The organism is Ectopseudomonas oleovorans (assembly GCF_029845265.1).
GTDB lineage: Bacteria > Pseudomonadota > Gammaproteobacteria > Pseudomonadales > Pseudomonadaceae > Aquipseudomonas > Aquipseudomonas oleovorans.
Window position 1 is genome coordinate 1 of sequence record NZ_JAOCLK010000067.1, and the last position, 13,668, is coordinate 13,668.

General features: G+C 58.9%; 14 protein-coding genes. 7 read left to right on the top strand and 7 right to left on the bottom strand.

Features of this window, described 5'->3' with window-relative positions; genetic code table 11:
- The first annotated feature begins 168 nt into the window (after positions 1-168).
- From N5J71_RS21200 to N5J71_RS21220, 5 genes are all read left to right on the top strand, one after another.
- Complete coding sequence (locus tag N5J71_RS21200; protein WP_074858799.1) at positions 169-375, top strand: hypothetical protein; 207 nt, start codon at positions 169-171, stop codon at positions 373-375.
- Positions 376-483: 108 nt separating this feature from the next.
- On the top strand, positions 484-1,626 hold the full coding sequence (gene earP / locus N5J71_RS21205; RefSeq protein ID WP_125874588.1) for an elongation factor P maturation arginine rhamnosyltransferase EarP: 1,143 nt from the start codon (positions 484-486) through the stop codon (positions 1,624-1,626).
- Positions 1,627-1,660: 34 nt separating this feature from the next.
- The gene (gene efp / locus N5J71_RS21210) at positions 1,661-2,233 is read left to right on the top strand and encodes an elongation factor P (RefSeq protein ID WP_074858794.1); all 573 of its coding nucleotides are present in this window, start codon (positions 1,661-1,663) and stop codon (positions 2,231-2,233) included.
- Between the two features lie 220 nt (positions 2,234-2,453).
- Entirely contained in the window at positions 2,454-3,653 is a 1,200-nt protein-coding gene (locus tag N5J71_RS21215; RefSeq protein WP_257709596.1) for a tyrosine-type recombinase/integrase, read from the top strand.
- Complete coding sequence (locus N5J71_RS21220) at positions 3,650-4,720, top strand: PDDEXK nuclease domain-containing protein (protein ID WP_257709597.1); 1,071 nt, start codon at positions 3,650-3,652, stop codon at positions 4,718-4,720. Before N5J71_RS21215 ends, N5J71_RS21220 begins: the two co-directional genes overlap by 4 nt.
- A gap of 11 nt (positions 4,721-4,731) precedes the next feature.
- Here N5J71_RS21220 and N5J71_RS21225 read toward each other — a convergent pair whose 3' ends face one another.
- On the bottom strand, positions 4,732-5,427 hold the full coding sequence (locus tag N5J71_RS21225; RefSeq protein WP_257709598.1) for a helix-turn-helix domain-containing protein: 696 nt from the start codon (positions 5,425-5,427) through the stop codon (positions 4,732-4,734).
- Between the two features lie 466 nt (positions 5,428-5,893).
- Between N5J71_RS21225 and radC the strand changes: the two genes are divergently transcribed.
- Positions 5,894-6,403, top strand: a complete 510-nt coding sequence (radC, locus tag N5J71_RS21230) for a RadC family protein (protein ID WP_257709599.1) — start codon at positions 5,894-5,896, stop codon at positions 6,401-6,403.
- 53 nt (positions 6,404-6,456) lie between these two features.
- Here radC and N5J71_RS21235 read toward each other — a convergent pair whose 3' ends face one another.
- From N5J71_RS21235 to N5J71_RS21250, 4 genes are read right to left on the bottom strand one after another with little or no spacing between them, the layout of a single operon-like run.
- The gene (locus N5J71_RS21235) at positions 6,457-6,819 is read right to left on the bottom strand and encodes a DUF2513 domain-containing protein (RefSeq protein ID WP_257709600.1); all 363 of its coding nucleotides are present in this window, start codon (positions 6,817-6,819) and stop codon (positions 6,457-6,459) included.
- A 29-nt stretch (positions 6,820-6,848) separates the two neighbouring features.
- Complete coding sequence (locus N5J71_RS21240) at positions 6,849-7,802, bottom strand: reverse transcriptase family protein (protein ID WP_257709601.1); 954 nt, start codon at positions 7,800-7,802, stop codon at positions 6,849-6,851.
- Complete coding sequence (locus N5J71_RS21245; RefSeq protein WP_257709602.1) at positions 7,768-8,073, bottom strand: helix-turn-helix domain-containing protein; 306 nt, start codon at positions 8,071-8,073, stop codon at positions 7,768-7,770. Before N5J71_RS21245 ends, N5J71_RS21240 begins: the two co-directional genes overlap by 35 nt.
- Before the next feature lie 53 nt (positions 8,074-8,126).
- Positions 8,127-8,366 (bottom strand): hypothetical protein, encoded by a 240-nt coding sequence (locus N5J71_RS21250; RefSeq protein WP_257709603.1) that lies wholly within the window; start codon positions 8,364-8,366, stop codon positions 8,127-8,129.
- An 813-nt stretch (positions 8,367-9,179) separates the two neighbouring features.
- Here N5J71_RS21250 and N5J71_RS21255 point away from each other — a divergent pair.
- Positions 9,180-9,572, top strand: a complete 393-nt coding sequence (locus N5J71_RS21255; protein WP_257709604.1) for an ATPase — start codon at positions 9,180-9,182, stop codon at positions 9,570-9,572.
- 158 nt (positions 9,573-9,730) lie between these two features.
- Here N5J71_RS21255 and N5J71_RS21260 read toward each other — a convergent pair whose 3' ends face one another.
- Positions 9,731-11,635 (bottom strand): UvrD-helicase domain-containing protein, encoded by a 1,905-nt coding sequence (locus tag N5J71_RS21260; RefSeq protein ID WP_257709605.1) that lies wholly within the window; start codon positions 11,633-11,635, stop codon positions 9,731-9,733.
- A gap of 2 nt (positions 11,636-11,637) precedes the next feature.
- Positions 11,638-13,620, bottom strand: a complete 1,983-nt coding sequence (locus tag N5J71_RS21265) for an ATP-dependent nuclease (protein WP_257709606.1) — start codon at positions 13,618-13,620, stop codon at positions 11,638-11,640.
- Positions 13,621-13,668: the final 48 nt, after the last annotated feature.

A 13,668-nucleotide genomic window follows, 5' to 3' on the forward strand; every position in this document is an offset into this window, starting at 1 on the left:
GATTGCGTGGCCACTCTGCCTGTCAGGTGCATGGCGCAGCTTGTGTCGGCGCCTGTGCTGCTGCCATTGGCAATATCCATGGTCACTATCGAGAGCACTGATTTCTGTCTAGCGCTGCATCGGCCTAATGTTGAGCCCAACAGAGCTTGAGTTGGATTGGAGGTCATGATGTCCCGTATCGATGTGGTTTCCCTGGTTGGTAGTGCGGTACCGGCTGAGCTCCGCTCCGACGGTCATATGGCGTGCTGGCTGGTGATGGTGGACGGCCAACCGAAAGCCGGCCCCTTCGCTTCCCGCGAGGCTGCGTTGGCTTGCCATACGGTCTGGATGCTCAGCAGCGCTATTCGTCGTGAGGGCGATTCGCTGCTGGCCTGATTCACTGTTTTACCCCGCGCTCGCTCCAGCGCTCCCCTTGGCCCGCCTCTGGCGGGCTTTTTCTTGTTCGCCGGTTAGAATGGCGATCATTTTCCGAAGGGGCGCAGTGTGGCCAGGTGGGACATCTTCTGCAGCGTGGTGGACAACTACGGTGATATCGGCGTGACTTGGCGGCTGGCTCGGCAACTGGCGGCCGAGCAGGGGCATGCGGTGCGCCTGTGGGTCGACGAGTTGGGGGCGTTCGTGCGCTTGTGCCCCGAGGCCAGCCTTGATGCTCAATGTCAGCATTGTAGTGGTGTCGAGGTGCGCCAGTGGGCGGAGCCGTTCCCTGCGGTTGAGCCCGCGCAGGTGGTGATCGAGGCCTTCGCCTGTCAGTTGCCTGCGTCTTATATCGAGGCGATGACTGTCAGCGACACGCGCTGTTTGTGGCTGAATCTCGAGTATCTCAGCGCCGAGGACTGGGTTGCGGGCTGTCATGGCCTGCCATCGCCGCAGCCTGGAGGCTTGCAGAAGTTCTTTTTCTTCCCTGGATTCGTGGAGGGCACGGGCGGTTTGCTGCGCGAAGCCGATCTGCTGACGCGGCGGCGTGACTTTCAGGCTGACGCGCAGGCGCAGCAGGCGTTCCTGCAGTCACTCGGCGTGGTGCGTGAGCCCGGGGCGCGGCTGATTTCTCTATTCGCCTATGAGAACACGGGCCTGGCAGGATGGCTGGATGCACTGGCGGCCGATCCGCAGCCGACGCAGTTGCTGGTGCCGCAGGGCAAGATTCTTGCTGATTTGCAGACCTGGCTGGGTGAAGGGTCGTTGGTGCCGGGTGATCACAGCAGGCGCGGTAACCTGCTGATCCATGTGCTGCCTTTCGTGGCTCAGGGCGACTACGACCGCATCCTGTGGTGCTGCGATTTGAATGCGGTGCGCGGTGAGGATTCCTTCGTCCGCGCGCAATGGGCCGGTCGACCGTTGCTCTGGCACATTTACCCGCAAGAGGAGGGGGCGCACTGGGACAAACTTGAGGCGTTTCTGGCGATCTACAGCGCCGATCTGATGCCGGAAGCTGCCGCCGCTCAGGCTGAATTCTGGCGTGCGTGGAACGCCGGCGAGGGGATGGAAGCGGCCTGGCCTGCGCTTCTCGCGGCGTGGCCGGCACTGCAGCGACACGCCGAGCAGTGGTGCGATCAGCAGGCCGCTCGGTCGGATCTTGCCACGGCGCTGGAACAGTTTTACTTAAATTGGCTATCATACGCGGCCTAGATTTCTGTACCTCCCGCATATTTCGGATATTCGCATGAAAACTGCACAAGAAATGAGAGTCAACAGCGTGGCCCTGATCGATGGCCAGCCGTGGCTGATCCAGAAGGCCGAGTTCACCAAGTCCGGTCGTAACAGCGCCATCGTCAAGATGAAGCTGAAGAACCTGCTCAACGGTTCCAAGACCGAGACCGTCTACAAAGCCGACGACAAGATGGAGCCGGTGATTCTCGAGCGCAAGGAAGTGAATCTGTCCTACATCAGCGGTGAGGACTATGTATTCATGGATCCGGAGTACAACTCCTACGAGCTGCGCGCCGAAGATTTGGAAAGCGTTCTGCCGTTCATTGAAGAAGGCATGAATGATGTCTGCGAAGCCGTGTTCTTCGAAGGCAAGGTGATCTCCGTCGATCTGCCGACCACCATCGTGCGTCAGGTTGTCTACACCGAGAACGCTGCTCGTGGCGACACTTCCGGCAAGGTCATGAAGCCTGCCAAGCTGCGCAACGGTACCGAGATCAAGGTTGCCGAGTTCGTCGACATCGACGACTGGATCGAGATCGATACCCGTGACGGTTCCTACAAGGGCCGCACCCAGGCTCCGGCCTGAGCGTAAACTGTACGAGAAACCCGGCCTAGGTGCCGGGTTTTTTGTTTCAGCATGACTCCAGCACCGAACTTTGCTGGACTACGCCTAAGCCCGCTACAGCAGGTTTATCAATAACTTAGGCGAATTCATCATATGCCGGTGCTTTCCGAAACTTGACCCGGCTTCCGACCGCTTGGCTCCCAACAGGCTCCTGGAAACGGGTCTTCCAAAGGAGTCAGCTATGGCCAAGATCAAACTCACCAAGTCCGCAGTCGATGCGGCACAACCCCAGGCGCAGCCCGTCGAGCTGCGCGACACGCTTGTTCCCGGCTTCCTGTGCAAGATCACGCCGGCCGGTCGCAAGGTCTTCATGCTCCAGTACCGGACGAACGCCGGCGAGCGCCGCAAGCCCGCGCTGGGCCAGTACGGAGAACTGACCGTTGAACAGGCCCGCTCGTTGGCGCAGGAATGGCTGGCCCAAGTGCGCCGGGGCGGCGATCCTGGCGCCGCCAAGACCGAGGCGCGCAAGGCGCCGACGGTCAAGGAACTGTGCGCGAAGTTCATGGAGGACTACTCCAAGCACCGCAACAAGCCCAGCACGCAGAAAGGCTACCAGGGCAACATCGACCGCAACATCATTCCGATCCTGGGCCGCATGAAGGTGCAGGACGTGAAGCGCCCCGACGTGGCGGCGATGATGAAGAAGCTGGACTACAAGCCGGGCGAGGCGAACAAGGCGCTGGCCGTCCTGCGCAAGATGTTCAACCTGGCCGAAGTTTGGGGCTATCGCCCGGACGGCTCTAACCCGTGCAGGCATATTCCGCTGTACACTGGCGGCAAGACAACCCGCCTTATCACTGACGACGAGATGGCCAAGCTGTTCAAGTACCTTGAACAGATCGAGGCTGAGGGCCTGGTGCCCTATGTCATCCCGCTGGCGATCCGCCTGCAATTCGAGTTCGCGGCCCGGCGCTCCGAAATCGTGCTGCTCGAATGGGAGTGGATCGACTTGGAAAACCGGCGGGTGGTTTGGCCGGACAGCAAAACCGGCGGCATGTCCAAGCCCATGAGCGAGGAAGCCTACCGGTTGCTCTCGACGGCTCCCCGGCAGGAAGGCAACCCCTACGTGCTGCCGTCTCCGCGTCATCCGGGAGAGCACCTAACCACCGGCGAGTATTACAACGGCTGGAGCCGCACCCTCAAGGCGGCCGGCGTGCCGCACGTCGGCACGCACGGCATCCGCCACCGCTCGGCCACCGACATCGCCAACTCGGGCATCCCGGTGAAGGTTGGCATGGTGCTGACGGCGCACAAGACCGTAACCATGTTTATGCGCTACATCCACACCGAGGATGACCCGGTGCGCCAGGCGGCTGAGCTGGTAGCAAACCGGCGGCAGACCATCACTGGTGCCCGGAAGCCTGCGGAGGCCACAACATGAGCAAGCGCAAAACATCTGTTGCGTCGTCCGCAGCGCCTTCGGCACTGCTGGGCGACATCCGGGCACTGATCGAGGCGTCGCGGCAACGCGCCGCCTCGGCGGTCAATGCGGAACTGACCCTGCTGTTCTGGCGTATCGGCCAGCGCATCCATACGGAGGTGCTGGCCGGCCAGCGGGCTGGGTACGGCGAGGAAATCCTGCCGACCCTCGCCGAGCAGCTTGCCCGCGACTACGGGCGGGGTTTCGGGGAAAAGAACCTGCGCCGGATGGTCAAGTTCGCCGCCACCTTCCCGGATGAGCCAATTGTCGCGACACTGTCGCGACAATTGAGCTGGTCGCATTTCGTCCTGCTGCTGGCCCTCAAGGAGCCCATGCAGCGGGACTACTACGCGCAGATGGCCGGCGCTGAACGCTGGAGCGTGCGCACGCTGCGCGAGCGCATCAACTCGATGCTGTACGAACGCACGGCCCTGTCCCAGAAGCCGGATGAAACGATCGCGCAGGAACTGGCGACCCTGCGTGATGCGCAACGCATGTCGCCATCGCTGGTGATGCGTGATCCGTACATCCTCGACTTCCTGGGAATGCAGGACACCTGGCAGGAAGGCGACCTGGAGGCGGCGATCATCCGGGAAATGGAATCATTCCTGCTGGAGCTGGGAGCGGGCTTTTCCTTCGTCGCCCGGCAGAAGCGCATCCAGATCGACGATGAGGATTTCCACCTCGACCTGCTGTTCTACAACCGCAAGCTGCGTCGGCTGGTGGCAGTGGAGTTGAAGATCGGCGAGTTCAAGGCTGCGTACAAAGGGCAGATGGAGCTTTACCTGCGCTGGCTCGACAAGCATGAGCGGGAGCCGGAAGAAGCCTCGCCGCTGGGGATCATCCTCTGCACTGGCAAGAAGCGCGAACAGATCGAATTGCTGGAGCTGGACAAATCCGGCATCCATGTCGCTGAATACCTGACCACCTTGCCGCCGCGTGCAGTGTTAGTGGAGCGGTTGCAACAGGCGACTCGCCGAGCGCAGTTGCAGATCGAACAGCGCAGCACTGGCGAGAATGAGCCCTGACGCTTTCCGAGCTATAAACGGATACCGGCAGACTTTGGCGTTGCAAATTGCTCTGGCTCCTTGCCCAGCGGGAAACCGACCACGTACAGCACCGTGGCGGGCATCGGTTTGCTGTCCGGCACTGCCCCCCACGTTACCTGCACCTCGCGCGTGGCGTAGCGCAGCGAGACGCCGAGCGCCTTGAGCGCGTCGATATGGGATTGCATCTCATCGTACACGTCGAACTTCTGCGTTTCGTTGTAGACATCGGCGCAATCCCGGTACTCGCGGAAGTAATCCACCAGCATAGCGAAGGTCTCGTCCGCTTCGCGGGTCAGCTCGAAGGCTGGCTCTGACAAGTCCATCGTGCAGGACTCAGCCAACTTGGCCAACTGCTTGCCGGTTGTCAGCGGTGTGGCCGTCAGGGTGACGTGTTCCCGGTCGAACTTCTCTTTCTCGGCCTTGAACTCTTCTTCGGATGGAATGGTGAATGGCTTGTTGAAAGTGTCGATGTCCTCGAACTCGAACGCACTGGCAAGGGCGCGGCGGGTATCGAGGCTAGCCGACAAGCCTTGCTCGACTCGCTGGACTGTCCGCACGTTGAGGCCGGAAATGGCGGCCAGTTGTTCCTGTGACCATTGCCGCATCTCACGAAATAGTTTGATGCAAGCGGCCAGTTCGGCCGGAGTCAGCAGGCGGGTTTGTTGAGAATGTTCTGTAGTGTTCATGAGCGGCTCCATGTTTTCAGTGGACGTATGAAGTATGGGGAGCCAGGAACAAGGACAACACGACAACAACCCGACAGCCGACCGACAGATCACAACTATAAATGTCGCTTGTGGTTCCCTCCAAAGGATATTCAAGGAGCTATTCGGGGCGTCCCGGCGTTCCGCCGTCGGGCTCGCGGGCTGCGCCCCGCGCTTCGTGCCGAATCGCGGCCATCTGGCTTTGATCCCTGACGCCTCCGGCCCTTGAGGGCCTGCGCGCTCCGCTTGCCCAAAGGCGGACGTGTGCAATGGGCGGGATATGGGCGGTCTTGCTGTTCCCTTCACCGTACCACGGCGTTCTCGCCGTCAAGGGCTGCGCGTGCTCGCACGCTTGCGGCCGTAGCCGTCCATGACCCTGTGACGGCTTGCGCTGCGCCGTGCTGGCGCCGGTTCCGGGCAATTCCGCCCGAGCAACCGGAGCACGATCATGACGCAACTGTCCTTTTCCTCGTTCGATTCCTCTCTGCTGGTGCGTGACGCGCAGGGGCGCTACCTGCCGGCGTCGGTAGATCAGATTCTTGATGCCGCGCGCCAGGTCATCGACCAGAAAATGCAGCGGGGCATGTCCTTCACCTCACCGGCTGTCGTCAAGGAGTACCTGTGCACCAAGCTGGCTGGCTTCGAACATGAAGTCTTCGCGGTGCTGTTCCTCGATTCACAGCATCGCCTGATCGAGTACACCGAGATGTTCCGGGGCACCATCGACAGTGCTTCGGTGTATCCGCGCGAGGTGGTCAAGGAGGCTCTGCGGCTCAATGCGGCGGCGGTGATCTTCTCGCACAACCATCCCAGCGGGAATCCCGAGCCAAGCCGTGCCGATGAGGTCATAACCAAGCGGCTCAAGGACGCACTGGCGCTGGTGGATGTGCGCACGCTGGATCACGTCGTTGTCGCCGCTAGCGACACCACGTCCTTTGCCGAACGCGGCCTGATCTGATCCTGGGGGCTTCGGCCCCTTTTTTGCTGCGCCTTCGGTCGTGACTGCCTGAGTTAGCTACCGATGATCGCAGCCAGTGCAGCTTTACCCAACGCTTTAACCGAGTCGAATGTCAATTCAATTCCTTTGTCCTTCGCCGTGGCCTTGATACGCTCCCAAACGGCTTTACTTCGAATCGTGTCTAACAGGTCATGACCAGCCCACGTTAACCCTTGTGCGTGGATGGCATCGCCATCCATATCACTTGCATCAATGCCTTCAATAAATCCAGCCTTCCATAGAAGAATGCCATGCGCATCTTTCTCAGGCTCGTCGCTCTCGCTGGCTGGACCGTACTCAATGCTCTGAAACTGAGCGCTGTCCAGCGCTTCGACTTCGATCAAGACGTCACGGATAATGTCCCAGTTTCTTTTCATGTTGTCTCCATGTTGTCCTGTGGGCGTGGCTACTTGCCTTCCTTTAACGCAAGCAGGCGCTTTTTTAGCGGGGCCGCCTTACCTGGATGAAACCGTTCCAGATGCAACACCCGCCCCATCGCTTGGGCATAGGGGCCGCGCTCAAACGACAGCACCTCTCCATTCGCTATGCGCTGTTCTATGTCGTGTACGGCAGCACGAGTCTTGCTATATACGGCTTTCCCCAGGCCAGGCTTGGCGTTGATGGAAAGCTTCGTGACTTCCATTCGAGTGCTGGATGTAGAAATCTCATGCTTGGCCCGTTTGGGCCGATACCCATGTTTGAGCAACATGCCGTATATCTGCCGCACCACTTCCGATTTTTCCTGATCGGTCAGGAATGCTTTTGACGACACGGCGATGTCATCGACATAGCGAGAGTAGACAAGCCCTTGGGCTGCGAACTTTTCTTGTAGCGTCGGTTCGTCCTGCCAAAATACGAGGTTCGCCAGGAACGAGCTGGTAATGGCACCTTGTGGCAACTCGCCTTGCCGAGTGGTTAGCTGGGTCAGACATTGAGACACTTCCTGACTGAAACCGAAGAGCCCATACCAAATATTGAATATACGCTCTGTGGATGTAGAGGGGAAAAATCCGCTGATGTCTTCGTTAATGACAATTCTGGCGTTGGTATGAAGTGCGGCGTTTACTTTGTAGTCACTGCCTTTGATGCTTCCAGTCAAATAGGCTGGGTAGTTCACATGGTCCAGGATCTGGCTTTTGATCCTTCGGTGGATTTCCTTCAGCGGCGCCAGGGCATCGTAGGTGTTACGGATGCTGCCATCCGGTTTGGCAATGGACTTTGCGACGCGGTATAAACCATCGGCCCGCTGGGCCAGCGATAACAGTTCATCGACAGACAGACCCAACGGCAAACGCAGGGCATTCAGCGTGCCGATACGGCGTTGGCTATATGAGGGCGCGCTGGTTGCTGGCAGGCTCATTGAGCAATTCCAGTGCGGTACGCGCAAGTTCCCCTTGCAGCGTCTTGTCAATGCCGTCCAGGTCGCCGCCTTCTGCGCCCAGGAAAAAGAGGATACCCACGGGCACGCGCAATGCCTGTGCTATCTTGGTCATGGTGGAAAGCGTTGGGTCGCGCTTGTTGTTTTCCAGCATGGACAGGTAGGAGACAGAGCACTCAGCCTGTCGTGCGAGATCAGCCTGGGAGACCCCCCGCCGAGTGCGGCACAGCTTGATTGCTTGTCCAAGGTTCATGAGTTACTCCGATAAATCAAATATTGGGCTTGCTGCGTCTTGGCTCACTCTCATCACTTCATCCAGTCAGTGAGATTGCTCACTGTGCGGATGACGATGTCGGTGATGCGCAGAGCCCGGAACACGAGTTCACCGTGTTCAAGCTCCCGCCTTTCCGAACCTTCAAGCATGTTACGTAGTTGCTGCAACACATCATTCAGTTCTGCCAGAGCGCCAGCATCGAGTTGGCTGTAATGCGCATCGCGCAGCTTTTCTAGCGTTGCGATGGTGTTCCTCAAAGTTTCGTACTTCATTGGAGTGCTCCTTTTAAACTCGGCAAAAACGCCGAAGCCCCGTAACAAGGCGATTGGCCGAAAGGAGCCAACTCGATGCGCAAGCCCAACACCAGTCTTCGCGGCTTTGAAGCCCCGTCTCTGTGACCACCTGCTGCGGCACCGATTAGCTGACTGCACGTTGCTAATGGCGGACACACGGCGGCGAGAGGGCGGACCTTCGCGGCGGACCGATTGCTGCCGGCCTGCCTCACCTCAAAATCTCCAACACTGGATGAAGGAGCGACCTGAATCACTTCAGGCAATACACACTGACCTTTCGCTTTTACGGTAAGAGCAACACTTCAAAGAACAGATACCTAGTCGGTTCGACTAGCCGACGCCATTACAGCATGGGTTGCGTCGTTCGTCAACAAAAATTCACTGTCAGTGAATTTAATGCTTCTTCCGTGACATCCATGGGCAGTAAACAGCCCGTTCCGGCTTCCGACCTACTTGGCTTCTAAGCAACACTGAGACACAGCCCAATGCGTTCCGGCGTTCCGCCGTCGGGCTCGCGGGCTGCGCCCCGCGCTTCGTGCCGAATCGCGGCCATCCGGCTTTGATCCCTGATGCCTCCGGCCCTGCGCGCTGCGCTTGCCTGTCCGTGCCTTCGATGGAGGTGGATGGGCGGTCTTGCTGTTCCCTTCACCGTATCACGGCGTTCTCGCCGTCAAGGGCTGCGCGCCGATGGCACTTGCGGCCCATGGCCGTCTGCGACCCCTGACAGCTTGCTCTGCGCCGTGCTGGCGACGGTTCCGGGCAATTCCGCCCGAGCAACCGGAGATCGTCATCATGAACGACAAATCGCATGTTTCGCTGGAACGTCACGTCTGCCTGGTTTGCGGCACCGCCTTCGATACCGGCAGCATTCTGCTCGACAAGCGCCTGCGCGCGAGCATGGAGCGCTACACGACGACGGGCTGGGGCCTGTGCGCAGAACACCAGAAGCTGTTCAACGAGGGCTTCGTCGCACTGGTCGAATGCGACCCGCCGCGAAGCGGCTCGCTGACGGGCGCAGCCCGCTTGAAGCCGGACCAAGCGCACCGGACAGACCGGGTGGCCCATGTGCAGCGCACGGTGTTCGCCCAGGCGTTCAACGTGCCGATCGAAGACAATCAGGCTTGCGTCTTTGTCGAGCCTGGCGTGATCGACCAGTTGCAGTCGATGGTATCGACGGCGAGCTGAGCGCACATCCATTCAGCGCGTTGTCCTGTGGGGCGGCGCGCTTTGCTGTGCTCGGTGACGGAATATACGCGCCTACGCCGCGCTCCCTGTGGGGCAGCCCTGAAAATCTCACCTTTGTGCCTTCCATTGAGCGAATTTCATCAACCTCGCCACAACGATCAGGCAATCTCGGTACTCTTCACTCCAGCGCTCGTCAAAAGCCGATAAAGAGTCGCAATTTTTCTTCGTGTGCCGCGTTGCGCGCAGTATGTAAAGACAACCCGTTGTTTTGCGCGCGTAAATGCCACAAAGAATCCAGCAGTAGCCTCGATCTGATCGTTGGAAAAGCTCCACCATGCGCCATCGTCCAACCCGACAAATATGACGCTATGGTATTCGAGGCCCTTGCTTTTATGGATGGTCATCAGGGGGATGGCATGAATACCTTCATAGGCGTCAAGAGCTGACGGCCACTCGACATCGCCGCCCGACGATGACATTAGATGTTCCGCTGCGGAATCCAGAACTATTTCGAGCCAATCGCCTTGCCCATAAGCCGAATGAACAGCGATCACCCTCTCACGACCGATGAAGCCTAGGATGTCGTCCACAATCGAACGTGAAATAGCCTTCGATTTTGGTGGATTGGGATGAGCAGCGCTGAGCTTGAGCACGTATGCGTCCAATTCATGGGCAATCCTAGCTTGCGCGACCTCATCATCAGGAGCGCCTCCCCATAGGGTGATGAGCGCCTCTTGACACTTCGTCCAATGTCGCCCGGCCCGAGTGGTCATGGCGAGACGTAGAACTGCCACGATCAATTCGGATACTGCCTCTACGAGCAAATCCTGGAGCATGATTGATCCGACCATTCCAGCTTCGTTGCGCAAAGGAATGCCCGCAGCTACAAACGCCGGTTCGAGAACAGCGGCGTATTCACCAGCCTTCTGCCGAACTAGCAATACAAAATCGCGTGGACCGAGCGCGTGGACTCTCATCTCGGCTGCGACAAAAGTGGCCAAATGCTCTGCCTCGACCTTTGGCGTCGAGAAATCCCAGATGGCACAACTGTCGCCAGCAATCGTACCGGCGGTCTTCGACACGGGCGCCACGGCCCGGGCGTCCAAAGCCTGCGCCAAAACGTGCTGGATACGCACTAACTCAGGTGACGAGCGATAGTTGTTGTAGAGCGGCGTTCTTGTCGCGCCAAAATCTCCATCAAAGGCGGTGAAGGGATCGTCCATCGCCATCGCCCAACGCATGATCTGCTGTTTGTTGTCCCCGACGGCAGTAATCACAGTGTCGGTGCCGAGGAAGATGGTACGGACCAAGTCATATTGAATCTGGGTCGTATCTTGGAACTCGTCCATGAACAGATGCGAATACGTCAGTCGAAGTGCATCACGTGCCATCGGGTTGACCCGCAACACGAGTTCGGCGAGCCGCCCGATCATGGGGAACGACAAGAAACTCTTTCTTCCCTCGTGAAGCGACACTTGCCAGAAGCGATCTGCGGCCCACTGGGCAGGTGTCGGCTGCTGCCAGCCAACCAGCGGGAGTGGTAGTCCCACTAGGTGACAGCGCTCGAAAGTCTTCACCGGTATGGCCTGGATGTCAGCGTAGGTGCCGACCAATGCTGGAGGCTCCCCGACCTGTCGAGACAGGAACTCACGGTAATCTCGATCACCGGGGAACATGATTTCGTAGTCGGGCCTTGGCCGCCAGCGCTCGGGCAATGCTTGACCAAAGCGGTCGATCAACCCTTTCGAAAAGGCGTCGAACGTCATTGAGTCGAAACGTTCGGCATGACTGCGATGGCAGCGCTGGCGAACTCGCGCAGCGAGGTTTGTCGCTGCGTCACGCTTGAAGCTGATCGCGAGGATGCGTCTTGGTGGCGGTGCAAAACCTGTCTGAAGTAGATAGGCGGCGCGTTGCGCGAGCAACTCTGTCTTGCCCGCGCCGGGCCCGGCGATGACGGATCGATTGTCGGTCGAACGGACGACCTTTAACGCATTCGTTTCAAGCGCATTCACGCCCACTGGCTTCCAATCCTCCGGGCGGACCCGTCGTGACAGCACCGCCATATCTAGTCCCTCCGCAAGAACCTGGCGATGTGGTTGAGAACCTCCGCCAGCACGGCAGGCATACCTTCCTTCAAGTCCTTTTTCTTAATGTATGTCAGGGCAGCAAGATGCGTTGCCGGCTTGCTGTTGGTGAGAAAGTGGTAGCGGTAGGCCGGAAGCAACTTGGGATAGTCCTTGAACGGGCCGGCATAGGGCTTGAGCCCTGACCCAGCGGTCCCGAGAACAACTTCCGCTGCTTTATCAACAGCCATCCTCGGACCACCCCCTTGGGGGATGATGGCTTGGTACGAATCGGGGAAGGCTTCCAGCATGGCCAGATCAAGATCTAGTGGTGCTGAGAAATAGACGCCATGCGGCTTGAGGCTATCGACCCACGCCTTGAGGTTCCTTTGATCCTCGGCATCCTCCCATGTGTGCATGTTTGCGAAATCCGCGTCGGACAAAATGCCCTTGTCGATTTTCAAAAGCGTTTCCTTGGGCACATTGACGTCGATGAGCTTCTCAATAGCGGTCTTCACCCGCCCAAAGCCACCCCCTTCGCGTCCCAAATCAAGATCCAGGAGAGTCGCGTGCGGAATACCCAGGTGGGTCAACAACCGCCAGAAATGCTGCACATGGCGACCGCCCAGCGGGACGATGGCAACGAAGGCCGGGTCGATCAAGAGATCGAGCGCTTCAGCCAAGGGAGGCAGAACGATCCGCTCCGAATCTCCTTCCACGAGTAGGACGAAGCGGGCGAAGTAGAGCTCTGGGTAGGCGAGCATGGCGCCACGAACGAACTTGGCAGCCTCGTCAGTCCCTGCCGGTAGCTTGATCTTCTTGACCGACGAGGCACGTGTTTTTGGATCGCAGCGGCAATAGCGAACTTCACGCGGATTGACACGGCTCAGCACCGCCGGAGAATGGCTAGTCACAATGGCCTGAGCGCCACCTGCATCGGTCAGCGAGCGAACCTGGCGGATGATACGGGCAAGGAAGTAAGGCGAGAGATGGTTTTCTGGCTCTTCCAGCGCGAACAGCGTGAGCGCGGGGATACGCAGGGTATCGTCACGAAATCCCTCGACTGTGCCCGCTACCACCTCACGCTCCAAGTCGAAAACGGCCGCAGCCAGCGCAAAATAGAAGAGCGACTGTTGTCCATCGCTCAGAGCTTCGAGGCCCCGTTCTTGGCCATCCGGTCCCTGCTCGAAGATGACGGCAATCTTGTTGACGACCTCCTCGAACCTACGACTGACCAAGCTAAGCCTGGGTTTCGTATCGACCACGTCATCGTGAAGTCCCGACCAACGCGCTTGCAAGGCTTTGCCGATCGCGGCAATTGCCGATTCGTCCTCGAACGCGGTTCCCAAACTTTCGATAGCCTCTTGAACGGCCTCTTCTGTCTCGGAGGACCATTCGATTGCGCGCAGCAGGCGCGCGGCGAGTGCGCCAGTCGTTGCCCGAATCTGGGCCGCCGCATCACGACTGGCCGGCGTGTAATAGAGTTGAATCAGGCCACGATCCGAAGCCGAAACCGGGTGACGTTTATCTTCGGCCGGCTCGTCATCGAGCGTATCAACCCAGAAAAGCTCTTGCGATACCTCACCTTCGATCGTACCGTCATCTTCCCATCGAGCTTCAAGGCGCAGGCGGCAGACCGGCGATTTCCCTTCCCGTTCGATCTGCATGTGCCGGAATGACGGTGCGATCATCTCCGGCGTTGCGGTACCGTCAGCCAGTTCGGGCAATCCGATCAGCACGTCGATGAACAGATTCTTGGCCTCGCGGCTGTCGGAATCGCCCTCTGCACCCAGGTGGAAATCCGAATGCTGCACAGTGCGCTGTGCACGCGACACGCCGAACATTTTTGACAGTGCATGCAGAAGCGCAGTTTTTCCCGCCGCATTAGGGCCGACGACAGCCGTGATCTCTGATGAAACAGAAACTGTGAGCGGGTCTGGCCCAAAACAACGGAAGCCCGACAACGTTATAGATTCGATACGCACTTAACCTGTCTCCTTGCGCGTGGTAAACATACAACCCGATAGAGATAT

Excerpts from the sequence above, each read along its gene's own strand:
- radC (WP_257709599.1), top strand. The coding sequence starts at position 5,894 with ATGACGCAACTGTCCTTTTCCTCGTTCGATTCCTCTCTGCTGGTGCGT.
- N5J71_RS21225 (WP_257709598.1), bottom strand. The coding sequence starts at position 5,427 with ATGAACACTACAGAACATTCTCAACAAACCCGCCTGCTGACTCCGGCC.
- N5J71_RS21200 (WP_074858799.1), top strand. The coding sequence starts at position 169 with ATGTCCCGTATCGATGTGGTTTCCCTGGTTGGTAGTGCGGTACCGGCT.
- N5J71_RS21240 (WP_257709601.1), bottom strand. The coding sequence starts at position 7,802 with ATGAGCCTGCCAGCAACCAGCGCGCCCTCATATAGCCAACGCCGTATC.
- N5J71_RS21235 (WP_257709600.1), bottom strand. The coding sequence starts at position 6,819 with ATGAAAAGAAACTGGGACATTATCCGTGACGTCTTGATCGAAGTCGAA.
- N5J71_RS21220 (WP_257709597.1), top strand. The coding sequence starts at position 3,650 with ATGAGCAAGCGCAAAACATCTGTTGCGTCGTCCGCAGCGCCTTCGGCA.
- efp (WP_074858794.1), top strand. The coding sequence starts at position 1,661 with ATGAAAACTGCACAAGAAATGAGAGTCAACAGCGTGGCCCTGATCGAT.
- N5J71_RS21245 (WP_257709602.1), bottom strand. The coding sequence starts at position 8,073 with ATGAACCTTGGACAAGCAATCAAGCTGTGCCGCACTCGGCGGGGGGTC.
- N5J71_RS21260 (WP_257709605.1), bottom strand. The coding sequence starts at position 11,635 with ATGGCGGTGCTGTCACGACGGGTCCGCCCGGAGGATTGGAAGCCAGTG.
- N5J71_RS21255 (WP_257709604.1), top strand. The coding sequence starts at position 9,180 with ATGAACGACAAATCGCATGTTTCGCTGGAACGTCACGTCTGCCTGGTT.
- N5J71_RS21215 (WP_257709596.1), top strand. The coding sequence starts at position 2,454 with ATGGCCAAGATCAAACTCACCAAGTCCGCAGTCGATGCGGCACAACCC.
- N5J71_RS21250 (WP_257709603.1), bottom strand. The coding sequence starts at position 8,366 with ATGAAGTACGAAACTTTGAGGAACACCATCGCAACGCTAGAAAAGCTG.